The sequence below is a fragment of the Acidimicrobiales bacterium genome, assembly GCA_016716005.1.
Lineage (GTDB): Bacteria > Actinomycetota > Acidimicrobiia > Acidimicrobiales > JADJXE01 > JADJXE01.
The window spans coordinates 2,098,303-2,124,085 of sequence record JADJXE010000001.1 but is presented as its reverse complement, the minus strand read 5'-3'; the positions used below and the strand labels follow the sequence as shown (position 1 = coordinate 2,124,085).

General features: G+C 69.5%; 28 protein-coding genes. 9 read left to right on the top strand and 19 right to left on the bottom strand.

Annotated elements, in window-relative coordinates; all coding sequences use genetic code 11:
* Positions 1–124 precede the first annotated feature (124 nt).
* Positions 125–484 (bottom strand): hypothetical protein, encoded by a 360-nt coding sequence (locus IPM45_10445; protein MBK9179966.1) that lies wholly within the window; start codon positions 482–484, stop codon positions 125–127.
* Positions 485–524: 40 nt separating this feature from the next.
* The gene (locus tag IPM45_10440) at positions 525–743 is read right to left on the bottom strand and encodes a helix-turn-helix domain-containing protein (protein MBK9179965.1); all 219 of its coding nucleotides are present in this window, start codon (positions 741–743) and stop codon (positions 525–527) included.
* Positions 744–1,049: 306 nt separating this feature from the next.
* Between IPM45_10440 and IPM45_10435 the strand changes: the two genes are divergently transcribed.
* The 4 genes from IPM45_10435 (at position 1,050) to IPM45_10420 (ending at position 9,121) form a co-directional block, all read left to right on the top strand.
* Complete coding sequence (locus IPM45_10435) at positions 1,050–2,549, top strand: SAM-dependent DNA methyltransferase (protein MBK9179964.1); 1,500 nt, start codon at positions 1,050–1,052, stop codon at positions 2,547–2,549.
* Positions 2,542–3,732 (top strand): restriction endonuclease subunit S, encoded by a 1,191-nt coding sequence (locus IPM45_10430; protein ID MBK9179963.1) that lies wholly within the window; start codon positions 2,542–2,544, stop codon positions 3,730–3,732. Before IPM45_10435 ends, IPM45_10430 begins: the two co-directional genes overlap by 8 nt.
* Positions 3,729–6,737, top strand: a complete 3,009-nt coding sequence (locus IPM45_10425; GenBank protein MBK9179962.1) for an HsdR family type I site-specific deoxyribonuclease — start codon at positions 3,729–3,731, stop codon at positions 6,735–6,737. Before IPM45_10430 ends, IPM45_10425 begins: the two co-directional genes overlap by 4 nt.
* A 119-nt stretch (positions 6,738–6,856) precedes the next feature.
* A complete protein-coding gene (locus IPM45_10420; protein ID MBK9179961.1) occupies positions 6,857–9,121 on the top strand; it encodes a hypothetical protein in 2,265 nt (754 codons plus the stop codon).
* A gap of 128 nt (positions 9,122–9,249) precedes the next feature.
* Here the strand turns inward: IPM45_10420 and IPM45_10415 are convergent, their stop codons facing one another.
* Positions 9,250–10,743: a hypothetical protein gene (locus tag IPM45_10415; GenBank protein ID MBK9179960.1), complete on the bottom strand. Its 1,494-nt coding sequence runs from the start codon at positions 10,741–10,743 to the stop codon at positions 9,250–9,252.
* A 585-nt stretch (positions 10,744–11,328) separates the two neighbouring features.
* On the opposite strand from IPM45_10415, the gene IPM45_10410 reads away from it, so the two are divergent.
* Complete coding sequence (locus tag IPM45_10410) at positions 11,329–11,664, top strand: DUF2384 domain-containing protein (protein ID MBK9179959.1); 336 nt, start codon at positions 11,329–11,331, stop codon at positions 11,662–11,664.
* Position 11,665: 1 nt separating this feature from the next.
* On the top strand, positions 11,666–12,202 hold the full coding sequence (locus IPM45_10405) for an RES family NAD+ phosphorylase (protein ID MBK9179958.1): 537 nt from the start codon (positions 11,666–11,668) through the stop codon (positions 12,200–12,202).
* A gap of 88 nt (positions 12,203–12,290) precedes the next feature.
* On the opposite strand, the gene IPM45_10400 is transcribed toward IPM45_10405, so the two are convergent.
* The 3 genes from IPM45_10400 to IPM45_10390 form a co-directional block, all read right to left on the bottom strand.
* Positions 12,291–12,578: a LapA family protein gene (locus IPM45_10400; GenBank protein ID MBK9179957.1), complete on the bottom strand. Its 288-nt coding sequence runs from the start codon at positions 12,576–12,578 to the stop codon at positions 12,291–12,293.
* Between the two features lie 111 nt (positions 12,579–12,689).
* A complete protein-coding gene (locus IPM45_10395; GenBank protein MBK9179956.1) occupies positions 12,690–12,896 on the bottom strand; it encodes a hypothetical protein in 207 nt (68 codons plus the stop codon).
* 264 nt (positions 12,897–13,160) lie between these two features.
* Positions 13,161–13,850, bottom strand: coding sequence for a hypothetical protein (locus tag IPM45_10390; protein MBK9179955.1), 690 nt, complete (start codon positions 13,848–13,850; stop codon positions 13,161–13,163).
* Between the two features lie 109 nt (positions 13,851–13,959).
* Between IPM45_10390 and IPM45_10385 the strand changes: the two genes are divergently transcribed.
* The gene (locus tag IPM45_10385) at positions 13,960–14,496 is read left to right on the top strand and encodes a VOC family protein (GenBank protein MBK9179954.1); all 537 of its coding nucleotides are present in this window, start codon (positions 13,960–13,962) and stop codon (positions 14,494–14,496) included.
* Positions 14,493–15,674 carry an alpha/beta hydrolase gene (locus IPM45_10380; protein MBK9179953.1) on the top strand — a complete coding sequence of 394 codons (1,182 nt, stop codon included), beginning with the start codon at positions 14,493–14,495 and terminating at the stop codon, positions 15,672–15,674. The genes IPM45_10385 and IPM45_10380 overlap by 4 nt, the downstream gene beginning before the upstream one ends.
* On the opposite strand, the gene IPM45_10375 is transcribed toward IPM45_10380, so the two are convergent.
* The 13 genes from IPM45_10375 to panB form a co-directional block, all read right to left on the bottom strand.
* Complete coding sequence (locus IPM45_10375) at positions 15,640–16,353, bottom strand: endonuclease V (GenBank protein MBK9179952.1); 714 nt, start codon at positions 16,351–16,353, stop codon at positions 15,640–15,642. The genes IPM45_10380 and IPM45_10375 overlap by 35 nt on opposite strands.
* 57 nt (positions 16,354–16,410) lie before the next feature.
* On the bottom strand, positions 16,411–17,241 hold the full coding sequence (locus IPM45_10370; protein ID MBK9179951.1) for an MBL fold metallo-hydrolase: 831 nt from the start codon (positions 17,239–17,241) through the stop codon (positions 16,411–16,413).
* A gap of 79 nt (positions 17,242–17,320) precedes the next feature.
* Positions 17,321–18,415, bottom strand: a complete 1,095-nt coding sequence (gene arsB, locus IPM45_10365; GenBank protein ID MBK9179950.1) for an ACR3 family arsenite efflux transporter — start codon at positions 18,413–18,415, stop codon at positions 17,321–17,323.
* A gap of 4 nt (positions 18,416–18,419) precedes the next feature.
* Positions 18,420–18,656, bottom strand: coding sequence for a TM0996/MTH895 family glutaredoxin-like protein (locus tag IPM45_10360; GenBank protein MBK9179949.1), 237 nt, complete (start codon positions 18,654–18,656; stop codon positions 18,420–18,422).
* Positions 18,657–18,675: 19 nt separating this feature from the next.
* The gene (locus IPM45_10355) at positions 18,676–19,746 is read right to left on the bottom strand and encodes a permease (protein ID MBK9179948.1); all 1,071 of its coding nucleotides are present in this window, start codon (positions 19,744–19,746) and stop codon (positions 18,676–18,678) included.
* Positions 19,743–20,036, bottom strand: coding sequence for a helix-turn-helix transcriptional regulator (locus tag IPM45_10350; GenBank protein ID MBK9179947.1), 294 nt, complete (start codon positions 20,034–20,036; stop codon positions 19,743–19,745). Before IPM45_10350 ends, IPM45_10355 begins: the two co-directional genes overlap by 4 nt.
* 146 nt (positions 20,037–20,182) lie before the next feature.
* Complete coding sequence (gene dnaB, locus IPM45_10345) at positions 20,183–22,048, bottom strand: replicative DNA helicase (GenBank protein ID MBK9179946.1); 1,866 nt, start codon at positions 22,046–22,048, stop codon at positions 20,183–20,185.
* Positions 22,049–22,205: 157 nt separating this feature from the next.
* Positions 22,206–22,652 carry a 50S ribosomal protein L9 gene (rplI, locus tag IPM45_10340; GenBank protein MBK9179945.1) on the bottom strand — a complete coding sequence of 149 codons (447 nt, stop codon included), beginning with the start codon at positions 22,650–22,652 and terminating at the stop codon, positions 22,206–22,208.
* Between the two features lie 7 nt (positions 22,653–22,659).
* The gene (locus IPM45_10335) at positions 22,660–23,073 is read right to left on the bottom strand and encodes a 30S ribosomal protein S18 (protein MBK9179944.1); all 414 of its coding nucleotides are present in this window, start codon (positions 23,071–23,073) and stop codon (positions 22,660–22,662) included.
* Positions 23,073–23,531, bottom strand: a complete 459-nt coding sequence (ssb, locus tag IPM45_10330; GenBank protein ID MBK9179943.1) for a single-stranded DNA-binding protein — start codon at positions 23,529–23,531, stop codon at positions 23,073–23,075. Before ssb ends, IPM45_10335 begins: the two co-directional genes overlap by 1 nt.
* A gap of 17 nt (positions 23,532–23,548) precedes the next feature.
* On the bottom strand, positions 23,549–24,037 hold the full coding sequence (rpsF, locus tag IPM45_10325) for a 30S ribosomal protein S6 (protein MBK9179942.1): 489 nt from the start codon (positions 24,035–24,037) through the stop codon (positions 23,549–23,551).
* Positions 24,038–24,084: 47 nt separating this feature from the next.
* Entirely contained in the window at positions 24,085–24,378 is a 294-nt protein-coding gene (locus IPM45_10320; protein ID MBK9179941.1) for a DUF192 domain-containing protein, read from the bottom strand.
* Positions 24,379–24,632: 254 nt separating this feature from the next.
* Entirely contained in the window at positions 24,633–25,496 is an 864-nt protein-coding gene (gene panB / locus IPM45_10315; GenBank protein ID MBK9179940.1) for a 3-methyl-2-oxobutanoate hydroxymethyltransferase, read from the bottom strand.
* A 106-nt stretch (positions 25,497–25,602) separates the two neighbouring features.
* On the opposite strand from panB, the gene IPM45_10310 reads away from it, so the two are divergent.
* Entirely contained in the window at positions 25,603–25,779 is a 177-nt protein-coding gene (locus tag IPM45_10310; protein MBK9179939.1) for a hypothetical protein, read from the top strand.
* Positions 25,780–25,783 lie beyond the last annotated feature (4 nt).

Below are 25,783 nucleotides of genomic sequence, written 5' to 3'. Positions count from 1 at the left end.
TGGGGATGGTCCCGGCATCGGGATGCAAGTTCGTGGCTGTTCTTCGGGGGTCTGGGACGGTGTCGGGACCGAAGGGAGGCGACGCTCGACGCGAGGTGGCAGCGGGAGCGCGTCGAGGGGGTGGCTACGCCGGGCCCAGGAGGCTGAGCTGGTCGCCGGGAGTGCGCGGCAGATCTGAGGCAGTCGTTACCGGGGCGGCGTGGTGCGACACGGTGACGACGGTGAGGCCAGCAGATGCGAGATCCACGCGGTAGGTCGTTGACGAGAACCGGCCGGAGCGTTCCTCGCGGTGATCGACGCGCTGCACGATCCACGCGTCGATGAGACACCGGAACGCACGCGCCACCGAGTCCTTCGACACGCCAACGATCGCGGCGAGCGACCGCGAGCTGCACCGCACCTCGACCACGGTCCGACCGGGTGGGGCGTGCGCGGCGATCGCTTCGAGCACGAGCCAGCCGGTCGGCCCGACCTGCGCGCGCACGACGCCTGCGGTGTCCAGGTCGATTACGAGCTGCCGGCGGTCAGGCGGCATCGGTGGTGCCGAGCTGGGCGTCGATCCATGCGAGCAACGCCCGCTTGGGGACCCGCAGCGTGCGGCCGATGCGAATCGAGGGCAAGCCCTCGGCGCCGCCGGTTCGCTGGAAGGCGGCGACTTCGTCGTAGGCCCGGCTGCGACTGATCCGCAGCACCGCAGCGGCCTCGTCGACCCGGAGCATGTCGGGCAGGGTGTCGATATCCATGAGGGGTGTCTCCTGAGGGTGGGACCGCGCCATCCCCAGAGGGAGAACACGAAATTGATCCGTCTCTAGACACACCCACCCCAAAGTCGGGACGCGTCGCCAAATTTCTGAAATTTCCGGACGCAGGGTGACTTTGGAGTGGGGGGCCGTACCCCCTAACCCCACTGCCAACTCAGCGAACCGTCGCGCTCGACTTCGAGGAAGCCCGGACTTTCTGCTCGGGCCAGAACAGCCGAACGTGCCGTGTCACACTTTGCGTCGACATTCAGGTAGCGCCCCATCGCTGGGCGAACGAGGGAGACAGCCGTGGGGCCGGCAGGCGTGACCCAGCAAGAGCTCGAGAGCAGGTTGTGGGCCGCCGCCAACTCGCTGCGGGGCCCGGTCGACCCCTCGGACTTCAAGGCGTACATCTTCCCGCTGCTCTTCTACAAGCGGATCAGCGACACCTGGGACGCCGAGCACGCGGCGGCCGAGGCCAAGTGGGGTGACGACCTCGACGGCGAGATCGAGGCCGACTACCACCGGTTTACGATCCCGGACGGCTGCCACTGGGCGGACCTCCGCCGCGTGCACGAGAACGTCGGCGTCGCGCTCCAGAAGATCCTGGACCGGATCCAGCAGGCGAACCCCGAGTCGCTCGCTGGGATCTTCGGTGATGTCGCCTGGGGCAACAAGGACAAGCTGCCCGAGACGTCGCTGCTCAACCTCATCGAGGCGTTCGGCACGCTCGACCTGTCACCCGATCGGGTTGGCCACGACATCCTCGGCAATGCCTACGAGTACCTGCTCAGGCAGTTCGCTGACGAGTCGGGGAAGAAGGCTGGCGAGTTCTTCACGCCCCGCGCCGTCGTTCGCCTGCTCACACGCATCCTCGACCCACAGCCGACCGACTCGGTCTATGACCCCGCCTGCGGATCGGGAGGCATGCTCGTCGAGGCGGCGAACGAGGTCGTCGAGGCCGGCGGCTCTGTCCGCCAAATGCGCTTCTACGGCCAGGAGGTCAACCTCACCACGGCCGCGATCGCCCGCATGAACCTGTACCTCCACGACATCGAGGACGCCCGTGTCGTGCGCGGAGACACGCTGCGCCAGCCGAAGTTTCTCGACAAGCGGGGCCGCCTCGAGAAGTTCGACGTCGTGATCGCCAACCCGCCGTTCTCTCTGAAGAACTGGGGAGCAGACACTTGGGTCTCTGATGCTTGGGGGCGGGCCGGTTGTGGCGTGCCTCCGGCCGGGTACGCCGACCTGGCTTGGGTGCAGCACATGGTGGCGTCGATGGACGACGAACTCGGAAGGGTCGGAGTGGTGATGCCCCACGGTGTGCTCTTCCGCGGCGCGGCCGAGGCCAGGATCCGCCAATGCCTCATCGAAAGCGACCGGCTGGAAGCTGTTATCGGCCTCGCTCCGAGTCTCTTCTACTCAACCTCTATCCCCGCTGCTTTGCTGATCTTCAGAGCGTCGAAGGAGGTCGAGCGGCGGGGCGCGGTGCTGTTCGTGGATGCCTCCGGCCGATTCTCCAAGGGCCGGAACCAGAACTCGATGGGTGTCGATGATGTGGAGGCAATCGTCGCAGCTGTCCGCGACGGATCTAGCGATGAACTCACCAACATCGATGTTCGGCTCGTCGACCATGCGGTCATCAAAGAGAACGGGTGGGATCTGAACATAGGGCGGTATCTGTACTCGTCGGACTCGGACGCGCTCGACGCTACGGCCGCACTTGAACTCCTCGCCATGTCGCAGGCGGAGCTGCGAGACGCTGAGGAACGCCTCGCCGATCGACTCAAGGCAGCGGGATATGGGTGAGAATTGGAGCGAAGCGACCCTGGGCGAAGTCGCTGAGTACTTCAATGGCTATCCGTTCAAGCCCGCTGACCTGGGGACCGAAGGCCTGCCGGTGATCCGTATCAAGCAGCTGCTTGACGAACGCGAGCCGGTCGACCGGTCCGTGGTCGATGTACCCGAACGCTGCTTACTCGGAGACGGCGACCTCGTCTTCTCATGGTCCGGAACCCTCGCGGTCCGGATCTGGAACCGAGGGCCTGCCCTGCTGAATCAGCACCTGTTCCGCGTCGTCGAGCGAGCGGGCATCGACAAGGCGTGGCTAGCGCTCGCCCTTGAGGATGCACTCGCTGGTCTGGAGTCCAAGACGCACGGCACGACGATGCGGCACATCACAAAGGCTGAGTTGCTTCCGCATCCCGTTCTTGTCCCTCCCATGACCGACCAACGGCGGATCGTCGACGTCATCACCGCGATCGACCGAGTGGTGCGTGCTCTACACCGCGAGCTGGATTCAGCCGAGCGCCTGGTAGCAGCGCTGCGCTTCGAGCTGATTGAGGCCCCGGAGTGGGATCGCAAGCCGCTCGACGATCTCTTGACCAAGATCGACGGCGGTCGCAGCCCCGTCACGGAGGGGCGCCCACCAGCCGAGGGTGAACGCGGAGTCCTCAAGCTGAGCGCGGTCCGGCCCGGGCGATTCGACCAGCTTGAGACGAAGGCTCTAAGGGACGACACGCCAATGCCACGTGCAGCTCTGGTAAGCGTCGGCGATGTTCTGATCACGAGGTCAAATACGCCCCAAACGGTTGGGGCTGTCTGCTTCGTCGACCGGGTCCTCCGTGAGACTTACCTCAGCGACCTGACCCTGCGATTGAAGCCAGGACCTGAGGTTCAGCCTGCGTACCTTGCCGAGGCGTTGAACACCACTCGGTCCCGGTCCCAGATCATGGCATCGGCCAGCGGCACGTCAGGCTCGATGCGCAAGATCTCGAGGCGGGTCATCACGGCCTATGAGATCCCCGTGCCTCCAATCGCAGAGCAGGACAGAGTTCTGAACATCATCGGGGACGCCAAGAACCTCGTGCAGTCTGCCGAGACAGCCTTGAGGGCCGCCGAGCAGACCCGACGGAGTCTGGTCGCCGACCTGCTATCGGGTACCCACAAGATTCCCGACTCGTATGACGAGCTGCTGGAGCGCGCATCGTGAGCGACTTGGCGGAGTCCGCTGTCCAGGCTGCGCTCGTCGATCGGCTAACGAAGAGCGACCTCGGTTGGCGCTTCGCCGGTCCGGCCGACCTTCCTCGTCAGCTCGATGGCGTGATGCTCGAGGAGTACGTGAGCGAGGCACTCGTCCGGTTGAACCCCGTGATCGCCCAGCGCCCTGAGCGAATCGAGGAAGTTCTGCCTCGCCTGCGGGCCACGCTGCTCGCGGTAGCCAACGATGGCCTCGTCGCCGCCAACGAGGAGATGACGGCCTGGCTGTGCGGCCGCAAGACGATCAAGTTCCTCGACACCGAGGACTACGTGCCGGTTCGCTTGATCGACTTCGACGAGCCGAGGTCGAACCGGCTGGTCGTGTCGACTGAGGTGACTTTCGCTCCCGGTCACGAGGAACGCCGTTACGACCTCGTTCTGTTCGTGAACGGCTTCCCGCTGGTGGTCGGCGAGACGAAGACACCGATCAGCAAGCACACGTCGTGGCTGAACGGAGCCAACGACATCTACAACGGTTACGAGGTGAAGACCCCGGCCTTCTTCGTGCCCAACGTGCTGTCGTTCGCCACCGAGGGCAAGGACCTGCGCTACGGAGCCGTGCGCCAGCCGCCCGAGACCTGGCTGCCGTGGTCGAGAACGACCGACGAGCTGCTCCTGCCCGGGATGGCTTCCGTCCTGCGATCGGCTGAGCTACTCCTCGCTCCGGAGATGATCCTCGACATCCTCCGGACCTACACGCTGTTCTCTCGGCGGTCGTCCACCCAGGGCGGCTACGTCATGAAGGTCATCCCCCGGTACCCGCAGGTCGAGGCCGTCGACAGCATCGTCGAACGGGTGCGGGACACGGCGAAGCGCCAGGGCCTCGTCTGGCACCACCAGGGCTCGGGCAAGACGCTGCTCATGGCCTTCGCCGCGGCGAAGCTGCGCCAACAGCTCGACCTCGACGCGCCGACGATCCTCGTCGTGCTCGACCGCCTCGACCTGATCGAGCAGGTCCAGGGCGAGTTCGCATCAGTCGGCATCCCAGGCCTGAGGGTCGGCGAGACCAAGGACCAGCTTCGCCGACTGCTGAAGGAGGACGCCCGCGGCGTGATCGTAACGACGATCTTCCGCTTCAAGGATGCCGGCCTGCTCAACGACCGACCGAACATCGTGGTGATGGTCGACGAGGCACACCGCACCCAGGAGGGTCGCCTCGGGCTCGACATGCGCGAGGCGCTACCGAACGCCAAGTTCATCGGGCTGACCGGTACGCCGATCTCGACCGACGATCGCAACACGTGGGCGACCTTCGGTGATCCGGACGATCCGGACGGCGTGCTCAACCACTACTCGGTGGAGCGGTCGATCGCCGACGGTGCGACGTTGCCGATCCACGTCGAGACGCGCCTCGTCGACTTCCACATCGACCACGACGCCCTCGACCAGGCCTTCGCCGAGCTGGCTGAATCCGAGGGCCTCGACGAGCGGGAGACCGGCATCGTCGCCAAGCGGGCGTCCCGTGTCGATCAGATCATGAAGGCGCCGGATCGCATCGCGGCGGTGTGCGCCGACATCGTCGAGCACTACCGGTCGAAGGTCGCTCCGCTCGGACTCAAGGCACAGGTCGTGGCGTTCGACAGGGAGCTGTGCGTCGCCTACCACGACGCGATCACCGCGCTGCTCGAACCAGGCGAGGAAGCCACCGTGGTGATGACCACCGCCAAGGGCGATCCAATCGAGTGGGACGCGTGGGACCGCGATCGTGACGCCGAGGCCAAGGTGAAGGACCGGTTCCGAGACGTCGACGACCCGCTGAAGATCCTTATCGTCACCGCGAAGCTGCTGACCGGGTTCGACGCGCCGATCGAGGGCGTCATGTACCTCGACAAGCCGCTCCGAGCGCACACGCTGTTCCAGGCGGTGTGCCGGACCAACCGACGGTGGTCGAACCCGAACACCGGCCAGGAGAAGCTGCACGGCCTGATCGTCGACTACGTGGGCATGGGCAACGAGCTGGCGAAGGCCGTCGCCGTTAGGGACACGGGCGTCCGCAAGGCGCTCCCGAGCGATGTGGACGAGCTCGTGGCGCTCCTCGGCGAGTACATCGACACCTGCATGGCGCGCTTCGTGAGCGTCGACCGGCACGCTTCCGGATTCGAGCAGCTCTACGCCGCGCAGGAGTGCTTGCCCGACCAAGTGACCAGGGACGCCTTCGCCGCCGAGTTCATCCGGGCCGAGGGGTTGTTCGAGTTCCTGTGGCCCGACACCGCGCTCAAGCCAGTGGAGAGCGACTACAAGTGGCTGGCGCGGATCTACAAGTCGGTAACGCCGACGGATGCACCCGATCGGCTGCTCTGGCAGCGCCTCGGGGCCAAGACGGCTGAGCTGATCCACGAGCACCTGTCTGACGTGACCGTCGATGGCCGAGGGCTGGAGACTGTCGCCATCGACGCCGGGGTGTTCGAGGCGCTGCGCCAGCTCAACCTGTTCCCCGACATCGACGAGGGCGACGAGCCCGAACCGCCGACCGTCGAGGATATCCTCGACAAGCTCGAGACCCGGCTACAACGCAAGCTCGCCGGCGGCACGAGCCACCCGGTATGGGTGAGCCTCGCCGACCGGCTCGAAGCGCTCCGCCGGGCGAAGATCGACTCGGCCGCCGCTTCGGTCGAGTTCCTCAAGCAGCTCCTCGAACTGGCCAAGGACCTCGTCGAGGCCGAGAAGGCCGACGAGGAAGGGCGTCTCGACGACATCAAGGTGGTCGACGCAGACAAGGGCGCGCTGACGCAGATCCTCGCCGAGTACGCGCCGCCCGACGTCCCGGTGATCATCGAAACCGTCGTCGAGAAGATCGATGCCATCGTCCGGCCCGTCCGAGGCACCGGCTGGCAGGAGAGCCAGCCCGGCGACCGCGAGGTCCGCCAACAGCTCCGCCTCGTCCTTAAGGACAGCGGCCTGCCACCGCAAGGCGAGATCTTCGACCGCGCCTACGCCTACATCCGCGAGCACTACTGAGAGCGCTCGGCCATGGCGAACGCCCTCACCCCCGGACTAGGTACCTCGACTGCCGACGCGTGTGCTGTGCCTAGCGGATCGACTGCGGGCGGCGACAAGTGACTATCCCGTCGTTCGCCATGCACGACCTCGGGTGGCACGCGTTCCAGCAGCTCTGCCACACAGTGCTCCGAGAGGTACTCGGTCAAGAGGTTGTCTCCTTCCTCGACAACAACGACGGGGGCCGAGATGGAGCGTTCGCTGGGAAGTGGGCGCCCAACCCCGGCTCTCTCCTTGAGGGCGAGTTCGTCGCGCAGTGCAAGCACACGGCGAAGCCTGGAGTCACCATCGGTCCGAGCGACCTTGTCGACGAGCTCGACAAGGCAGAGCGGCTCGTGAAGGCCGGCCGATGCGACGTCTACGTGCTCATGACGAACGCAGGCGTCACCGGGCAGAGCGAGGGCAGGATCAGAGCGGAGCTGAAGGCTCGAGGCGTGAAACACGTACTCGTACTCGGATCCACGTGGCTCAACCAGACAATCGCAGAGTCGAGTCGCTTGCGCCGGTTGGTCCCACGTCTCTACGGACTCGGCGACCTCACCCAGATCCTCGACGACCGGGCCTACAGCCAAGCCCGAGCCGTCCTCGACGCCATGAGGTCCGACCTCGACAAACTCGTTCTGACCAGCACATACGAGCGGGCGGCACACGCGTTGGCGGACAACGGTTTCGTGCTCCTCGTCGGTGCGCCCGCCACGGGGAAGACAACGATCGCCGCACAGCTTTCGCTTGGGGCAGCGGACGAGTTCGACATCGCCGTCGTGAAGATCGACTCGATCGCCGACCTCCAGGACCGATGGAACCCCGACGAACGACAGCTCTTCTGGCTCGATGACGCGTTCGGTGCCACCCAATTCGATCGATCGCTCGCGTGGGCCTGGACGACGGGAGCTCAGCGAGTGAACGGCGCGATCAAGGCGGGCAGCATGTTCGTGCTGACTTGTCGCGACTATGTCTTCAAGGCGGCGTACAGCTACTTGAAGCCTGGCTCCTTCCCACTCTTCAACGAAGCACAGGTTGTGGTCGATGTGGCCGACCTCACCACCGACGAGCGACAGCAAATCCTGTACAACCACCTGCGGCACGGCCGGCAGCCGAACTCGTTCCTGGAAAGGCTGCAACCGAATCTCGAAGCCACGGTCCGCCATCCTGGCTTCACCCCGGAGCTTGCTCGCCGACTGGGTGACCCGGCCTTCACCGGTCGTGTGATGCCAGGGGTACCAGAATCTCTCGCGTCGTTCTTCGGGCGGCCGAGCGAGTTCCTGCGGGATGTGATGGCGGGCCTGGACACCGACGCACGCGCAGCACTCGGCCTGATCTTCGTCAACCACGACTGGCTTCCGAGTCCGATCATCCCAAGCACCCAAGATGAGGACCTCCTTGCTCGCCTAGGAAGCACGCTCGGAGGTGTCACGACTTCGCTTGAGGCTCTTCGAGGCAGCCTCGTTCAGCACATCGTCCGCAACGGGGCGAGCGGCTGGGTGTTCGCGCATCCCACGATGGTCGACGCGTACGCGGACCTCTTGCGGTCACCCGAGCTTCTCCACCACTTGCTGACCGGGTTCCCGCTTGACGTCCTCCTCAGCGAGGTCACATGCGGTGACGTAGGGGTCCAGGGCGCAGTCATCGTCCCCGCCACCAACTTCAGCACGGTCCTCGACAGGCTTGAGGAACCCCTTCCCAAAGGCGACGAGGCCTGGCGAGCGCGGAATCGGCGGACCAGCTTCCTGTCCACGCGCTGCGATGAGCAGTTCCTTCAGATGTGGCTCAGTCGAGACCCGGCCAGGCTCGACCGTCTCGCAGAGCCCGGGCTCATGCTCGAAGGGGACCCGGACAACGAACTTGTAGCTCGATTGAACGAGTTCGGATTGTTCCCTGAGGCGATGCGGTCGACGTTCGCCGCGGAGCTCATCCGCTACTGCATCACAGGAGTCGACCCAGCAGTTCTTTGGAACGAGCGACTCGCTTCGATCCTGTCGGAAGCCGAGCGTGCGTCTCTCCTGGAGCGAGTGAGATCAGAGCTTCTCACGGATCTGCCCAAGGTCATCTCGAGCTGCACCGACGATTGGCATCGACCCAACGGTCCCGAGTCGGCGGTAGAACCGCTCCGGGAACTCGTCTACTACTTGCCCAAGACCTTTCCTGACGACACCGATGTCGCGGCCGCTGCGAAGGAACTCGATCGGCTACTCGACGAGTGGGTTGCCAACCAGGACTGGGAGGATCCGGACGAGAGTCGAGCCTCGGGGCGCACGACCCCGTCGGTCACCGCCGGTGGGGGCACCGCATCTCAAGACCGGAGTGTCTTCGAGGACCTGCTGGATGGGAGGCGCGCTGGCACCTGAGCAGATCGACGTGCCTTCTATCCGCCAGGTACGAGCCGACCTGATCCGGTGGGTTCTGAGCATCGCCTGCGATTCACCAACCCGGCTTCGAGAAATCTGCAGCGTCTGCCGTGCCGCATACTCTCCCTCTAGCTCGTCGACGTCCAGACATCGAGGGCCGCTACTTCATCCTGGTTGAAACCGAGCAGCCGCAAGGCGTGCACACGGCAAAGCTCCTCTACTGCGGAGGCCCAAGGCCGGAGGTCATGAGCGTCGTAGTGGCGATTCCCGTGCATGAGGTCGTTTCTGAGCACTCGGATCTGAACGTCGATCGTCTTCTTGTCGTCGGCCTGCATCGACCGTCCAATCTCCGTCTGCAGTAGGTCGGTGAGTGCCTTCTGGACTTGTGGTGGAGCCATTGCGACGAGGTCGCGGAGTCGCCGATCGAGCGAGTCGATGCGCCGGCTGCTCCACTTCTCCTTGATGAACTGCAAGTCGTCCCTCGCGACCCCCGTCGACTTCAATCGTTCGAGAACGTCCTTCCGTCGCTGGGCGTAGTTCGCCTGTGCTTGCTCATCCTCGGCGGCGTGCTCAGCGGTGTGGAGAGATTCGAGCGCCTGGATGAGGAACTCCAGACGCGCGTGCTCGGGCAGCTCGGGTTGGAACAGAACCAGCCGCAGCAGCCGGAGAAAGACGTTGTCGTCGGTGTCGATATCACGCCAGCGGCTGACGATGTCGATGAAGGAATGAGGCAGCGAAGGGAACCGCACCAACGGCCTCGTCTCGTCGTGATCTGGACGAACTGCTTCGTAGGGTTCCTGCATGATTCCGGAGCCGAACAGCTGGCCTGTCACACGCTTGCCCTCCGGAGGCTCCTCTTCGACGCTCCAGCTGAGGGTGGCCCACGACAGCTCTTGCTTGACATTCGTCAGGAAGGTGACAACGCGCCAGAGTGGCTCCAGCCACCGCCGGATCCACTCCTCCGGCGTCATGGGCGCACTGGCCGTCAACGTCAACACGGGCGCGAAACGCAGTCGGTGCTGGAATCCATCGGTGATGGTGAAGCTCCCGTCGTAGCTGGCTTCGAGCTTCAACGATCCCGAGTCCCACAGGAAGTGGGCGTCGTTGTCGAGCGTCGCGCTATAGGTCGGGTCGTCCGACTCGAACGGCGTCTTCGGCCAGGTGACGGACCTGATCGGCGACACGCCGAACAGCGGCACAAGGCCAGTGATCTGGACCCGCATCTTGTTGAGCCTGAGCTCGGGTACCTCGGCGATGCCCAGTCCGGCCAGTGCCCAGCCGCCGGCAGCGATGGACCGATCAGGGAACCAGGTCGACAGGTGCGTGTCACCGATGACGACATCCTGGCCGGACCGGAGTCGCCCTCGGAGCAAGCCGATCTCGGACTCCTGCGGGAACGACCGCATCGGAGCTCCAAGGCCATCGGGTTCGCCATAGATGCCAGCTCGCGGCGACCGGCCGGCACGAGCTTCGAAGTTGCCAGCGAAGGTGCGCCCATCGAGCACCCACTCGGCCTCGTAGCTATCGGGCTTCAGCGTGAGTGATGGGAAGTCCGACATGGCTGCTCCGAGGTCGACGGCGAGGCGTGCTTGATTGTTGTCGCGTCGGGTTCCGACGCGCACAGAACCATGCCGACGGCGCTGGCCGCCGAGGCTGACTGCACCTGGCGGCGCGAGACGTGCACGACGTCGCGTCGCTCATCCTCGCCCACCTCGACGAGCGCTCGTCGCCAGCTCTACTAAGTCCTGTGGCACGCTGTGGCACGAAGCCGAATTCGGCAGCGCGAGCAGGTGCGAACTCTGCGCCAAGCTGAGAACGGCTGACCGCCTTCCGCCACCCTTCGGCGTGCCACATTCGTGCCACAACGGAAAGAGTTTCAGCGGATCGGGGCGGACGGGTTGGTACCAGGAAAACGGGTCTGAGCTGCCCGTTTGTCCATCGGCGCAGGTCAGCGAATCGGACCTGATCGAATTCCCAAGCTGAGAACGCGGGTTCGATTCCCGTCACCCGCTCGTGTGAGAAGGCCCTGGCCACGCCCGGCTTCGGGTGGCCTGGGCCTTCGCCGTTCAGGGGCCGACGCGGTGCCTTCGCAGCCTCACCAGACCGTGTCCGGAGTCGACGTCCACTGGATTGCCTCCTTAGAGCACTCGACGTATCGTATGACGTATGCGCGACGTTGCGGTACACGTTAGGGCGACGAGGAGACCATGACGACGCTGACCTCCCTGCTGGACCACCTCTACGAGGGCGACGTGGTCGACACCGCCGACCTGGCGCGGGTGAGCGACACCAATCCTCGGAGCGTGGCCCGGTGGAAGGCCGAGGCCGCGACCCCACGCCGGCAGGCGGAGGAGCGCCTGCTCGAGCTCCGCGCGGTCGTCGACCTCGCTCGACGGATCATGCGCGACGACGCAGCCCGGTTCTGGATGCGCTCGCCGAACCCCGATCTCGGCTACGAGAAGCCCCTCGACCTCATCGCTGCCGGTCAGTACCAGCGGGTGGTCGACCTCCTCCTGGCGTTGGCGGAGGGCGTGACCGTCTGACATGCCGTCGTTCGACCCGCGGGTGCTCGGCCATCTCCCCGGAACCGCCCTCTCCGCCGTCGCCTATCGGAACCAGGCGAGAGGCTTCGATCCTCGTAGCGGTGACGGCGCACGTCGACTCGGCGGGCGGTTCAACCCGCCGCACAGCTTCCCGGTCCTCTACCTCTGCGTGACCCGACCCTGCGTCGTCGCAGAACTGACCCGACGAGCCGAGCGACAGGGGCTCGACGTCGATGCTCTGCTGCCGCGCGAGCTGTTCGAGATCAGCGCCGATCTCGACAAGGTCCTCGATCTCACCGACACCGCGACCCTGGACGCGCTCGGTATCGCTCCGCCCGACCTCGTGCGGGAGGGCCACCGGTTCACCCAGGAGATCGGCGAGGCCGCCCACGAGCACGCCTTCCAAGCCATCCGCTCGCCGTCCGCCACCGGAGTCGACAACACCCTGGCGATCTTCCCCGAGAAGCTCGCGGGCGCCGTCCTCGACGTGAGACTCCTCGGCGAGTGGAGCACGGCCGCTGACCTTGCTGGCCTGTAGCGGCCCGGGCCACGAGCCTGGGGCTTCGTCGTTCCGGGCTCGGAACGCGCGGAACGGGCAGCCGGTCGGGCGGAGGCGGCGGCGCCAGTCAGTCCCGTCGGTCTTCGCGGCGCGCCTTGCGGCGTCGGTGACGGCGCAGCACGCCCAGCCCGAACCAGACCAGCGCGCCGATAAGCGCGGCCGCGAGGGTGAGCAGCCAGACCGGCCAGGTGAAGCTCCAGAACAGGAACTCGACCTTCACGTCGTCGGTGTTCTGGATCATGAAGATGACCAGCGCGGCCACGCCGGTGAGCGAGGCGATCGCGCCCCCGCCGAGTCGGAGCCCCTGGCTCCCCGCCTCGCCGCTCGTGCCGTCACCGCCACCCCGCTGGACCATGACGCCCCCCGTGGTCGTGCCGAGCCGGGCAGACAGCCCGCCCAGCGATCGGCCAGAGCGTGTCACACATCCCGGGCGCGCCGGAGCCGCACGACCGCCCACACCGTGCCGTCAGCCGGAGATCAGGCTGGCCAGCGCCCACAACGCGGCGACGAGGCCGACCGCGGCCATCACCAGGCTCCGCCCCACGGGCGCCCGGCGCAGGTCACCCTCCCCGGGCGCGGGCGGCGGCCGGAGCAGGGCCAGCACGTTGCCCACGAAGAGCGCGCCGCCCAGGGCCAGCAACAGCCACTCGAGCAGATCCTCGCCGAGGAACACGCATCCCTCCCGGGCGCCCGGCCGGCCGCGGCCGGGTCGCTCGACGGAGGGTACCGCCCCGGCCGGCCCGGCCCCACGCCGCGACCCGACCACCGAGCGTGGGCGAGCGGCTCAACTCCGGGGACGGATCGTCCGATAGGGACGCGCCGGCGGAAATCGCCCCCGCCGGCACCGCGACGGGGCGGGGGTCACTCCCTCCAAACGCATCGCCACCGGTGCTCGCCCAAGCAGGCACCACCGTGGCCTCCGCCCCGCCGCACCTCCCTACGGGGAGGGGTCGACCTGCAGGTCCGCGTCGCGCACCTCGCCCGACACGTCCACCGCCACGGTGGTGTCGACGGCCTCGGGCCGGCGGATCTCGACCTCGACCGGGGCACCGGTCGAGGGGTCGAAGCAGAACCGGGCCTCGTCGCCGTACGGGGGCGCGGGCAGCGCCACCGTCCGCGTCAGCCGGAAGCACGACTCCCCCACGGCCGTCACCGCGTAGAGCGCCGTGGGCCCCGTGACGTAGCGGCGGAGCAGGGCCACCTCCCGCCGGACCTCCTCGTCGTAGGGCCCCGCCGGCCCGCCGTCACGGCACTGCACCCTGCCCAGGGGATCGGTCGTGCACGACAGGACTCGCCCGTCGAGGCGCGACTCCGTGGACCCGAAGCCCGTGAGCAGCCGGTCGGGGGGCCGCTGCACGGCCAGCACCGGCACCTGCAGCGAGCCCCGCCCCTGCAGCGAGCGGCGCTCGAACACCGACGCCACCCGCCACGTGCCCTCGAGGCTGCGCTCCCAGGCCTGGAGGAAGGACTGCGTCGCCTCCGGGTCGGCCTCCGCGACCGGCCCGGGCCCCGGTGGCGCGGACTCCGGCGCCGACGGCAGCCAGCCCGCGACGCTGACGACGACCGTCAGCACGACCCCGGCGACCAGGCCGGCGACCGCGCCCACCGTGGGAGGACCGGCACGCACGCCGGGACGGTACCGGTGCCGGCCCCCGCTGCGGAGCGCACCCCGCCGCCGACGGCTCGCCGCCGTGGGAGACTGACCCGACCGTCGATGCCGACCTCAGGGGGGACGGATGGGCTTCCACCACGTCGCGCTGGCCACCAGGGACCTCGAGGCGACCCACCGCTTCTACACCGAGGTGATGGGCTTCCGCCTGGTGAAGGTGGTCGCCGGGGCCACGCCCGAGCAGACCGGCTGGTCGAAGCACGTGTTCTACGAGACCGGCAACGGCGAGCTGATCGCCTTCTGGGAGCTCCACGACCCGGCGATCGGCGACGAGTTCCCCACCGACCTCAACCGCTCCATCGGGCTCCCGGTGTGGGTGAACCACGTGGCCTTCGACGCCCCCACGCTCGCCGACCTCGAGGCGCACACGCGGCGCTGGCGCGAGCACGGGATCACCGTGGCCGAGGTCGACCACGACTTCTGCATCTCGATCTACGCCACCGACCCCAACGGGATCATGGTGGAGTTCTGCCACACGGTGCGGCCGTTCACGCCCGACGAGCTCGACCACGCGCAGCGGGTCGTGCTGGCCAGCGAGGTGGCGCTGGAGGCCACGCCGCCCGTGCGGATCCACCGGCCCCTGGGCGCCCCCACGCCCGCGTGAGCGGCGCGGCAGCCGATCGCCGGCCGCTCCTCGGGTACTGGCCCGACCCGGCCGACGCTCCGAAGGTCGAACCGGGCCGGGAGCCGCTCGCCCTCGTCACCCCCGACGGCATGGTGGTGCGCGGGGTGCTGTGGACGCCGCCCGGTGGCGCCCCGTGGCGGACGGCCGTCGTCCTCGCCCACCCCCGGGGCGACTTCTCGGTGCACTACGCCTGCCCTCTGCTCGCCGCCGCCGGCTACGCGGTGCTGGGAGTCGCCACCCGGTACGTCAACAACGACACCGACTGCCTGCACGAGCAGTGCGTGGTCGACGTGGCCGCGGCGGTCGACGAGCTCCGCCGGCGCGGCGCCGAGGCGGTCGTGCTGCTCGGCAACTCCGGAGGCGGCTCGCTGCTCGCCCTGGCCCAGGCCGAGCGCCGGCTGGGCGACGCCTTCATCGCGCTGGCCGCCCATCCCGGCGAGGGCGTGTTCATGCTGCAGGTGGTCGACCCCTCCGTCGCCGACGAGTCGGACCCGTTCTCCGTCGACCCCGACCTCGACATGTACGACCCGGCGAACGGCTGGCGGCCGTGGCCGGAGCCGTCGTCGTACGACCCCGCCTGGTTGGCCCGGTACCGGTCCGCCCAGCGAGCGCGGGTGGCGCGCATCGACGCTGCGGCCAGCTCGGCCCTCGACGACCGGGCCGCCGCCGGTGAGGAGGCTCGCGGGCTCGAGCGGGGATCGACGGCCTGGAACCGGGTCCGCCGCCGAGCCGTGCACGCCCGCTACCTCACGATCTACCGGACGCTCGCCGACCCCGCCTACCTCGATCCCACGATCGACCCCGACGATCGGGCCCTCGGCACCGTGTTCGCGTTCCCCGACCCCCTCGACGCCAACTACGGCTACGGCGGGCTGGCCCGGGTGATGACCGCGCGCGGCTGGCTCTCCACCTGGTCCGGGCTGTCGTCACACGCCGCGCTGGCCGACACGCTGCCGAGGGTGACCGTGCCGACGCTGGTCGTGCACCCGACCGGCGACACCGAGATCCGCCTCCACCAGGCCCGGGCCATCCGCGACGCCACCGGTTCCGACGACGTCACCTACCACGAGCTGGCCGGGGCCCCGCACTACCTCCACGGGCACCGGCGACCGGCGGCCGAGCTCATGGTGGAGTGGCTCCGGGCCCGGCTGCCCTGAGCCTGCCTCCGCCACCGGCCGAGGACCGGGCGGTGCGGGCCGCGACGCGGGCCTGACGGAGCGGCTCGGGGGTCCGGGCCCCCGTGGCCACGGCCAACACCACCTCCACGGCGGTGGTCACGTCGGTGCGCCACGCGGCGTGCACCGCCACCGGGCGCACCCCGCGCCGGGTGCAGACCCACCGGCCCACCTCCTCGCCGTCCAGCACCAGGGGTGCGGTGGCACCCCTCCGGTCGGCCGGGAACGGGCCCTCGGCCCGCAACGGCCGGTGCGTCACCCCCACCGTCGGCACGCCCAGCACCGCGCCGAGGTGGACCGCGAGGCCGCACCGGCGCGGGTGGTCACGACCGGTGGCATCGACCAGCAGCACGTCGGCCCGCACCGGCAGGGCCCGGACCGCGGCCTCGAGGGCCGGGCCCTCGCGCAGCGCGAGGAGGCCGGGAACGTAGGACGCCCCGGCCACCCCCGGCACCGCGACCGCCGCCACCAGCAGGCCCCGCCGCACGAGGGCGGCGCCACCCCAGCAGCGATCACCGGGACGCCCGGGCCCCTGCTCGCCCCGGACGAAGGCCACGAAGCACCCGGCCGCCAGCACGGACGCAGGGTCGTCCGGCCGCCACCCCGCCGGGGTCAGGGCCGCGAGCCGCCGCTGCTCGCCCTCCAGCGCGGCCGCGCCCACGGGCCAGGTGATGTCCACGATCCAAGCGTCGCGCCGCGAGGGGGAGCGTGGGACGCCTCAGACGCTGATGCTCCAGAGGTCGTGGGCCAGCACGATGTCGCCGGCGAAGTGCTCGGCCGCCTGCGCGATCCACGCCGCCTCGTCGCCGGGCTGCGGCGGGGGCACCAGGTGGGTGAGGACCAGGGTGCCCACGCGTGCCCGAGCCGCGGTGCGGCCGGCGTCGGCGCACGACGAGTGGTAGTCGAGCACGTCCTGGAGCCGGGCCGACGGGATGGCCCGGATCAGGTCGGGGCGCACCACGGTCTGGACGTACACGTCGGCGTCCGCGCACAGCCCGTCGAGCCCCGCGCAGGGCACCGTGTCACCGGCGAGCGCGACCACCGCCCCCTCCGCCTCGATCCGGTAGCCCACGGTCGGCGTGACGGGTCGGTGGTCGGTCGGTGCGGCCACCACGCGCACCCCGTCCGCCTCCCAGGCCACACCGTCGAGCACCTCGGTGACCTCGACCGGCGGCGGCCAGCCGAGGTCGTCGTGGTGGGCCAGGCGGTAGCCCACGTCGGTCTCGAGCATGGAGAGGGTCCGCTCCACGAACGTCGCCGTGCCCGGAGGGCCGGTCACCCGCAGCGGGCTGGGTGCCGGCGCCATCGCCCAACGGGTGGTGACCAGGTCGTTGAAGTCGGTGACGTGGTCGCTGTGGAGGTGGGTGAGGAGCACCCGGTCGAGGAACAGCGGCGAGGGGATGCCGGCCGCGGCGAGCCGGAGGAGCACGCCCCGCCCGCAGTCGACGAGCAGGTTCCGGCCGGCCGCCCGCACCAGCGTGGCCGGGCCGGCCCGGTCGGCATCCGGGATGGGCGAGCCCGTCCCCAGCGTGACGACATCCACGAGGATCCCCCTGGTTTCGGCAGTGATCGTGCCAGAACCCTAGGCTATCCCAGCGCCCGCCGCAGCGCCCCGACGTGCTCGGGGCTCACGTGAGCGCCTCCGCGCGATAGCGGCTGAGGCGGTTGTGGGCCCACAGCGACACGTACACCAGCCCCACCAGCACCGGGACCTCGATCAGGGGCCCGACCACGCCGGCGAGGGCCTGCCCCGAGGTCGCGCCGAACACGCCGATGGCCACGGCGATGGCCAGCTCGAAGTTGTTGCCCGCGGCCGTGAACGCCACCGAGGTGTTCCGGGCGTAGGAGAGCCCGAGCCGGTACCCGAGGGCGAACGAGCCGGTCCACATGATGGCGAAGTAGGCGAGGAGCGGCAGGGCGATGCGCGCCACGTCCAGGGGCTGCGACGTGATGTTGTCGCCCTGTAGGGCGAAGAGCACGACGATCGTGAACAGCAGCCCCCACAGCGCGACCGGGGCGATGCGGGGCAGGAACCGGTGCTCGTACCACTCGACGCCTCTCGCCCGCTCACCGATGACCCGCGTGAGCACACCCGCGACCAAGGGGACGCCCAGGAAGATCAGCACGGCCCGGGCGATCTCCCAGAGCGAGACGTCGAGCGTGGCCCCGGCGAAGCCGAGCCAGCCCGGGAGCAGCTGCAGGTAGAAGTACCCGAGGAGCGAGTACGCGACGATCTGGAACACCGAGTTGACGGCCACCAGGACCGCCGCCGCCTCTCGATCGCCACACGCGAGGTCGTTCCACACCAGGACCATGGCGATGCATCGGGCGAGGCCGACGATGATCAGCCCGGTGCGGTACTCGGGCAGGTCCGGCAGGAGCAACCACGCCAGCGTGAACATCAGCGCCGGACCGATCACCCAGTTCAGGGTGAGCGACAGGCCGAGCAGGCGGCGATCGGCCAGGACCCCGCCGACCGCCCGGTAGCGGACCTTGGCCAGCACCGGGTACATCATCAGCAGCAGACCGAGAGCGATCGGCAGGGAGACGCTGTCGAGCTCGACCCGGTCGAGGACGTCGGCGACCCCGGGCCACAACCGCCCGAGGAGGAGACCGGTCATCATGGCCACGCCGATCCACACCGGGAGCAGCCGGTCCAGCAGCGACAGCCGCCCGGCCACGCCGCCGGGGACGATCGGCGCGGCGTCGGAGTCGACGATCATGCGCTCACCGGGACCGCAGCAGGGCCTTCACGGCCTCCAACGTCGGCACGCGCCCCGACACGACGACCTCGCCGTCGACCACCAGCGCCGGGGTGCGCAGGACGCCCCACGACGCGATCTCCCCGGGGTCGGTCACCTTGTCGAACTCGGCGTCGAGACCGAGCGCGGAGGCGGCGGTCCGGGCGGCGGCTTCGAGCGTGTCGCACTTCGCGCATCCGCTGCCGAGGATCTTGATGTCCATGTCGTGCTCCTGTGGTTGGTCAGATGACGGCGTTGAAGAGGTAGCCGGTGGCGATGATGCCGGTGGCGACCACGGCGATGAAGGTGGCGATGAGTCTGGGTTGCAGGACCCGGCGCAGCAGGATCATCTCCGGTAGCGACAGCGCGACGACGCTCATCATGAAGGCGAGCACGGTGCCCATGGGCATGCCCTTGTCGTGCAGCGCCTCGACCAGGGGCATGACCCCCGCGGCGTTGGAGTAGAGCGGGACGCCGACACCGACAGCGATCGGCACGCCGAGCGGGCCGACGGCGTGCTCCGCGAACCACTGCTCGGGCACCCAGCCGTGGATGAGCGCCCCCACTCCGATGCCGACCAGCAGGTAGGGCCAGATCTTGCGGAGGATCGTGGCGACTTCTTCGCGTCCCATCGTCAGGCGGTCGTCCCACGACAGCCCCGTCGACGGGTCGATCACCTTGCCGCGCAGCTTCGTCTCGAACACGAACGGCTCCACCCACCGCTCCAGACGGAGACGGCCGATCACCCAGCCCGCAATGGTGGCGATCACGAGACCGGTGGTGATGTAGAGCGCGGTGATCTTCCAGCCGAACAGGCCGTAGAGCATCACGATGGCGACCTCGTTCACCATCGGCGACGCGATCAGGAAGCTCATCGTCACCCCGAGCGGCACGCCGGCGGCGACGAACCCGATGAACGCCGGAACCGCCGAGCACGAACAGAACGGGGTCACCACCCCGAGCCCTGCCGCCGCCGCGTTGTCGACGCCCTCGGCGCGGCCGCCGAGCACGGCACGGGTCCGCTCGACCGACATGAAGCTCCGCAGCACGGTCACCGCGAAGATGATCCCCGTCAGCAGCAGGGTGATCTTGGTGACGTCGTAGCAGAAGAAGTGGATCGACTCCCCCACCCGGGTGTCGGGATCGAGGCCGATCACGTCGAACAGCAGCCAGTCCCAGAACGGACGGTTCACGCTGTAGAGAACCCACCACAACGCCGCCGCGAGCCCCACGACACCCCACCGGCGGAGGCCTGCTCCCCCCGTCCACGCGGGAAGGTGGAGCCGACGGAGGCCGGACGGCGGGGCGCTCATGTCGCTGCGCCGACCGCGTCGAGGACGTCTATGGCGCCGAGCAGGCGGCGGAGGGCGTCGCGCTCGAGCGTGTAGTCGACCCAGCGGCCGCGGCGCTGGCCGCTCACCAGGCCGGCCTGGCGGAGGACCTTCAGGTGGTGCGACAGCAGCGGAGCCGAGACGCCGGCCGCCCGCTGGAGCTCGCACGCGCAGCGGGTCCCACCGGCCAACGACCGCACGATGGTGACACGCACCGGATCGGCCAGTGCCCGGAACCCACTCGCCAGTTCAACGGATCTTGAACCGTCCACGCCCCCACGATGCGCCCGTGGAGCGCGGTGGCCAAGGGCCGAAGGTCACGCCGGCGCGGCCGGCAGGCCCATGGCCCCGTAGCCGCTCGACCCGGGCGCCCTTCCTCGCACCCAGCCCGCACCGACTCGACTCCGGTTGCGTGAGATCAGACCCCGCGGGCCATGTTGGCGAACCGGGTGTAGTGGTCGAGGAAGGCGAGGCGGGTCATCCCGGTGGGCCCGTTGCGGTGCTTGGCCACGAGGATCTCGGCGGTGCCCCGGTCGGGCGAGTCGGGGTGGTACACCTCGTCGCGGTAGATGAACAGCACGACGTCGGCGTCCTGCTCGATGGAGTTGTGCACCACCACCCCGTCGGCCAGGAAGTTGTGGGTCCCGGGCACGGTGGCGTCGAACACCTCGTGGGCGCCGATCGCCTCCACCGACACCACCTGGTCCCAGCAGACGTCGAGGCCATCCAGCTCGAGGCGCTCCTCGCCCGGGCCGGCCCCAGCGCCCACCAGGGCCAGCTCGCGCTGCGGGGCCGGCACGCGCCGGGCCACGGCCAACGGGGTGCCCACCTCGAGCTCGTCGAGACGTCGCCAGCCGCCCATGGCGAGGAACGGGTGGTTGGCGCTGGCCCGCACCCGGCGGCCGGAGGCGAGGCGCAGCTCGAACACCTCCTTGACGCCGCTGGAGAAGGCGTGCGTCATCACGCCGGGAACCAGGCGGTAGTGGCGATCGAGGGTCCACACCGGGACGTCCCGCTCGCCCGACTCGACCAGCTCCCCCATGGTCACCGGCGTGTCGGTGTCGCAGCGGGTGACCACCGTGTCGGCCGTGAGGCACCCGGACTCGCGCAGATCGGCCAGCAGCGGGCGCTTGTCGGCCCGCAGCTCGAGCGCCCGGGACAGCTGCGACAGCGCGACCACCGGCGCCTCGAGCTCGCGAGCCAGGATCTTCAGCCCCCGGCTGATGGTGGACACCTCGACCTGGCGGTTCTCGGCCGGGTTGCTCCCGCTCATGAGCTGGAGGTAGTCGACGATGACCATGCCGACGTCGCCCACCTTGCTCTTGAGGCGGCGGGCCTTGGCCCTGATCTCCATCACCGTGAGGTTCGGGTTGTCGTCGATCCACAGCGGCGCCTCGGCCAGGCGGCCGACGGCGTGGCTGATCTTGGGCCAGTCGGCCTCGGTGAGGCGGCCGTTGCGCATCCGGCTCGAGTCGACCCGCGCCTCGGCGCACAGGAGGCGCTGGGTGAGCTCGAGGTGGCCCATCTCCAGCGAGAAGAACAGCACCGGGCGGCGGGCCTCCAGGGCCGCGTGGGCGGCCATGCCGAGCGAGAAGGCCGTCTTGCCCATCGACGGCCGCGCGCCCACCACCACCAGGCCGCTGGGCTGCAGGCCCGAGAGCAGCTCGTCGAGGTCGACGTAGCCGGTGGGGATGCCGGTGATCGAGTCGCCCCGCTCGTAGAGGTGCTCGAGGCGGTCGAGGTTGGCGTCGAGCAGCTCCCGGATGGGCGCCATGGTGTCGGTGACCCGGCGCTGGGCCACCTCGAACACGAGCGACTCGGCCCGGTCGACGGCCTTGGTGATGTCGTCGGGCATCGAGTACCCGATCTCGCCGATCTCGCCGGCGACGCCGATGAGGCGCCGCAGGAGCGCGTGCTCCTCGACGATGCGGGCGTAGCGGGCCGCGTTGGACGTCGCCGGCGTGCCGGACTGCAGGTTGACCAGCACCGCCGGCCCGCCGATGGCCTCGAGCAGCCCGGCCCGCGCCAGCTCGGCCGCGACCGTCACCGGATCGGCGGGCTCACCGGCGGCGTAGAGGCTGGTGATGGCCTCGTAGACGTGCCCGTGCGCCGGCTTGTAGAAGTCGGCCGAGCCCCCGAGGATCTCGGTTGCCGACGCGATGGCATCTCGGGACAGCAGCATGGCCCCGAGGAGCGACTCCTCGGCCGCAAGGTTGTGCGGCGGCACCCGCCCCGTGCGCTCGGGCGGGGGCCGCCGGGACAGCTCGCCACTCGTGTCGGACATCTGCTCCACCCTGACCGTGAACGCCTGTGGGCATCCAGTGGACGACCCGGTGAATGTCAGTGCACAAACCCGGGCGCGCCTGTGGAAGGCCCTGGGGACGGTGAGTCCCGGACTGTGGACAACGCCGAGAGGCCGGCCGTTGCGGGCCGGCCCCGACCTACGACGGCACGACGTCGATGGTGAGGCTGAACTCCACGTCGGCGTGGAGCCGCACCCGCACCTCGTGCGTCCCCACCGACTTGATGGGGTCCTCGAGGTGCAGCTTGCGGCGGTCGAGCTCGATCCCGGTCTGCGCCGCGACCGCATCGGTGATGTCGAGCGTGGTGACCGAGCCGAACAACCGGCCCTCGCTGCCCGAGCGGGCGGGGATGGTGATCACCGTGGGCACCAGCACCCGGGCGATCTCCTCGGAGGCTCCCCGGTCGCGCGCATCGGCGACGTCGCGGGCCCGGCGCATGGAAGAGGCCTGGTCGACGGAACCCTTGGCGGCCACCAGGGCCAGACCACGCGGGAGCAGGTAGTTGCGGGCGTACCCGTCGGAGACGTCGAGCAGATCGCCCTTCTTCCCCAGGTCGGACACGTCGGCGCGCAGGATGACCTTCATCGGCACGTCAGTCCTCGCCCTCGACGACCGCCTCCTCGGCGATCACCTCCTCGACGACCGCTGCCGCCTCCACTGCCGCCACCGCCTCCTCACGGGGCGGGCGACCACCGCGACCGCCCCGCTCGCCGCGCTCGCCCCGGCCACCACCCCGCTGCGTCGTCACCCGGCTGGAGTAGGGGAGGAGTGCCATCTCGCGAGCGTTCTTGATGGCGCGAGCGACCTCTCGCTGCTGCTGGGAGTCGTTGCCGCTGACCCGCCGGGCCCGGATCTTGGAGCGGTCGGACACGAACCGGCGCAGCAGGTTCACGTCCTTGTAGTCGACGTAGACCACGGCCTCCTGGGTCAGCGGGCTGGTCTTCTTCTTGCTGCGCTTGGCGTTGTCCTTGTTCTTGACCCGGCGGGTCGTCGCCTTGGCGGCCATCAGAACGGCTCCTCGCTCTCGTCGTAGTGCGGCTGGGCCACGGGCGCGCGGGACGCGCCGGGCGCGCCGGACGCACCCCCACCCTCGGCGGTGCGGCGATCGTTCTTGGTGATCTGGGCGGTGGCCCAGCGCAGGCTGGGGCCGATCTCGTCGGCGACGACCTCCACGACGGTGCGCTTCTCGCCGTCCTGGGTCTCCCAGGAGCGCTGCTCGAGCCGGCCGGTGACGACGACCCGGGCCCCCTTGCTGAGGGACTCGCTCACGTTCTCGGCCAGCTCGCGCCAGGTGACGACGTTGAAGAAGCTCGTGGCCTCCTCCCAGTCGCCGGTCTGGCGGTTCTGCCAGCGGCGGTTGACGGCCAGGCCGAACGTGGCCGTGGCCTGGCCCGAACCCGTGAACCGCAGCTCCGGGTCACGCGTGATGTTGCCCACGAGGGTGACGCTGTTGCCATTGGCCATGGTGAGTGCTCCGTCTGCTAGCCGGCAGCCGGGGCTGCCTCGCCGGACCCGACCAGGCCACGCCGGGCGGCCTCCTTGTCGGGCAGGCGGATGAGCTTGTGGCGGACCACGTCGTCCGCGAGCCGCAGGGACCGCTCCACCTCGTCGAGCGCGGCGCCCTCGGCGAGCACCTCGTAGACGACGTAGTAGCCCTCGGTCTTGTGGTCGATCTCGTAGGCGAAGCGGCGCCGGCCCCACGGATCGGTGCGCACCACGGTGGCGTCCTTGGCCACCACCTGCTGGGACACCCGGGCGATGCCGCTCTGGTATGCGGACTCGTCCAGGTCACCGTCGAAGATGACCATCAGTTCGTACGCTCGCACGGCGAGCTCCACCTCCCTCCGGACCCGGCGCCTCGCGCCGGGGCCCCGCGATCTGCGGAGCAGGGGCGTCTCGACAAAGACAGACAATGCTAGACGCCCGTGCCCCGGCGACCCAAGCCGGTCCACTCCTGCCCGCCCCGCCATCATGACCGGGGGGTGTGTCACCGTCGGCACCCGGGCGATCCGGCCGGTCACCTCGGGCAGTCGCCGGCCACCCGCAGCGTCGAGCCCGGACCGGCCCCGAGGGGACCCAGCCCCCCGTCGGGGACCTCGAGGGCCAGGCGGTAGGGCGCGGCGGCGCCGTGGAGGGGGCAGTCGCCGTCGGGGCACGTGGGCATGTCCGTGGCCGACACGAAGCGGCCGGAGGCGTCGAAGAAGGCGATCGACAGCGGCAGCGGCGTGTCCTTCATCCAGAAGCCCCCGCTCACGTCCTCGGGAAAGCTGAAGAGCATCCCGCCCCACTCCCCGAGGTCGGTGACGCCCATCAGGCCGCGCTGGCGCAGCGGCTCGGTGTCGGCCCACAGGAGGCAGACCTCCTCGGCCGTGCCGTCGGCCGCGACGATCTCGACGAGGGTCTGGCCGAAGGGGCCGGGCAGCGCCCCCGGATCCGCGGTCGCCCCGGCCCCGGCCCCGGCCCCGGGGTCGTCCGGCGCGTCTGCCCCGTCCGAGCACGCCGCCAGCAGCACGCCGGCGAGGAGCGCGACGCCGAGAGCCGTGGCTCGCCCTCGGGCCCGGGCGGTCACGCCGTGCGCGCCGCGCTCCCGTACAGCCCGAGGGCCTCGGCCACGTCGTCGGCGAGGCGGTAGCTCTCGTCGGGCGCCGGGAACTGGCGGGTCCGGACATCGGCGGCGAACGCCGACAGGGCCGCGACCCCGTCGGCCTTCAGGGCCGCATAGCGCCGCACGAACTTGGGCGTGATCCGATCCTCGATACCGAGCAGGTCGTGGAAGACGAGCACCTGCCCGTCGCACCAGGGCCCGGCGCCGATGCCGATCGTCGGCACGGGGACCGCCTCGGTGATCATGCGGCCGACCGCGTCGGGCACGCCCTCCACCACGATGGCGAAGCACCCGGCGTCGGTGAGCGCGAGAGCGTCGTCGACGAGGGCCCTCGCGGCCGAGGCCTCCTTGCCCTGCACCTTGAACCCGCCCAGGGCGTGGACGGACTGTGGCGTGAGCCCGAGATGGCCCATCACGGGGATCTCGGCGTCGACGATGGCCTCGATCATCGCCAGCCGCTTGCGGCCACCCTCGAGCTTCACCGCCTGGGCGCCGGCCCGGACCAGCGCTGCGGCGTTTCGGACGGTGTCCTCGGTGGACACGTGGTAGCTCATCCACGGCAGGTCGCCCACGATCATCGCCCTCGGCCGGGCCCGGGCCACGGCGCCGACGTGGTGGGCCATGTCGGCGATCGTCACCTGCAGGGTGTCGTCGTAGCCGAGCACCACCATGGCCAGCGAGTCGCCCACGAGGATGAGGTCGGCGCCGGCCTCGTCCACCATGCGAGCGCTGGGCGCGTCGTAGGCCGTCACCATCACGAGGGGGTCGGCACCGGGCTGGTGCTTGCGCGCCCGCACAGCAGGCGCCGTGACCGCAGAGGGCATCACGTCCTCCTTACCCGTCCAGCGCCACTCGGCTGCCGGCGGTGCGCGCGAGTGTAAGCACGGCGACGGCGACCGCGGTAGTCGAGCCCACGCGAGAGGAGCGACCATGACCGAGGTGTGCGACAGCTGCGGGTCCGAGACAGACGAGCGCTGGGCCGTGCACCGCATGTACGTCGAGCCCGAGGCCTGGGACGCCCCGGGGAAGGTCACGGTGCAGGACGACGTCGAGCACTGGTGCTTCGCCTGCCTCACCCACTACCCGCACGAACCGGCCGAGGCCTGACGGC

What these genes read in the sequence shown, in the direction of transcription:
- IPM45_10310 (MBK9179939.1), top strand. Translation starts at nt 25,603, where the DNA reads ATGACCGAGGTGTGCGACAGCTGCGGGTCCGAGACAGACGAGCGCTGG.
- panB (MBK9179940.1), bottom strand. Translation starts at nt 25,496, where the DNA reads ATGCCCTCTGCGGTCACGGCGCCTGCTGTGCGGGCGCGCAAGCACCAG.
- arsB (MBK9179950.1), bottom strand. Translation starts at nt 18,415, where the DNA reads ATGATCGTCGACTCCGACGCCGCGCCGATCGTCCCCGGCGGCGTGGCC.
- IPM45_10430 (MBK9179963.1), top strand. Translation starts at nt 2,542, where the DNA reads ATGGGTGAGAATTGGAGCGAAGCGACCCTGGGCGAAGTCGCTGAGTAC.
- IPM45_10410 (MBK9179959.1), top strand. Translation starts at nt 11,329, where the DNA reads ATGACGACGCTGACCTCCCTGCTGGACCACCTCTACGAGGGCGACGTG.
- IPM45_10355 (MBK9179948.1), bottom strand. Translation starts at nt 19,746, where the DNA reads ATGAGCGCCCCGCCGTCCGGCCTCCGTCGGCTCCACCTTCCCGCGTGG.
- IPM45_10405 (MBK9179958.1), top strand. Translation starts at nt 11,666, where the DNA reads ATGCCGTCGTTCGACCCGCGGGTGCTCGGCCATCTCCCCGGAACCGCC.
- IPM45_10335 (MBK9179944.1), bottom strand. Translation starts at nt 23,073, where the DNA reads ATGGCCGCCAAGGCGACGACCCGCCGGGTCAAGAACAAGGACAACGCC.
- ssb (MBK9179943.1), bottom strand. Translation starts at nt 23,531, where the DNA reads ATGGCCAATGGCAACAGCGTCACCCTCGTGGGCAACATCACGCGTGAC.
- rplI (MBK9179945.1), bottom strand. Translation starts at nt 22,652, where the DNA reads ATGAAGGTCATCCTGCGCGCCGACGTGTCCGACCTGGGGAAGAAGGGC.
- IPM45_10420 (MBK9179961.1), top strand. Translation starts at nt 6,857, where the DNA reads ATGCACGACCTCGGGTGGCACGCGTTCCAGCAGCTCTGCCACACAGTG.
- dnaB (MBK9179946.1), bottom strand. Translation starts at nt 22,048, where the DNA reads ATGTCCGACACGAGTGGCGAGCTGTCCCGGCGGCCCCCGCCCGAGCGC.
- IPM45_10440 (MBK9179965.1), bottom strand. Translation starts at nt 743, where the DNA reads ATGGATATCGACACCCTGCCCGACATGCTCCGGGTCGACGAGGCCGCT.
- IPM45_10385 (MBK9179954.1), top strand. Translation starts at nt 13,960, where the DNA reads ATGGGCTTCCACCACGTCGCGCTGGCCACCAGGGACCTCGAGGCGACC.
- rpsF (MBK9179942.1), bottom strand. Translation starts at nt 24,037, where the DNA reads ATGGCGGGGCGGGCAGGAGTGGACCGGCTTGGGTCGCCGGGGCACGGG.
- IPM45_10400 (MBK9179957.1), bottom strand. Translation starts at nt 12,578, where the DNA reads ATGGTCCAGCGGGGTGGCGGTGACGGCACGAGCGGCGAGGCGGGGAGC.
- IPM45_10320 (MBK9179941.1), bottom strand. Translation starts at nt 24,378, where the DNA reads ATGGGCGTCACCGACCTCGGGGAGTGGGGCGGGATGCTCTTCAGCTTT.
- IPM45_10360 (MBK9179949.1), bottom strand. Translation starts at nt 18,656, where the DNA reads ATGGACATCAAGATCCTCGGCAGCGGATGCGCGAAGTGCGACACGCTC.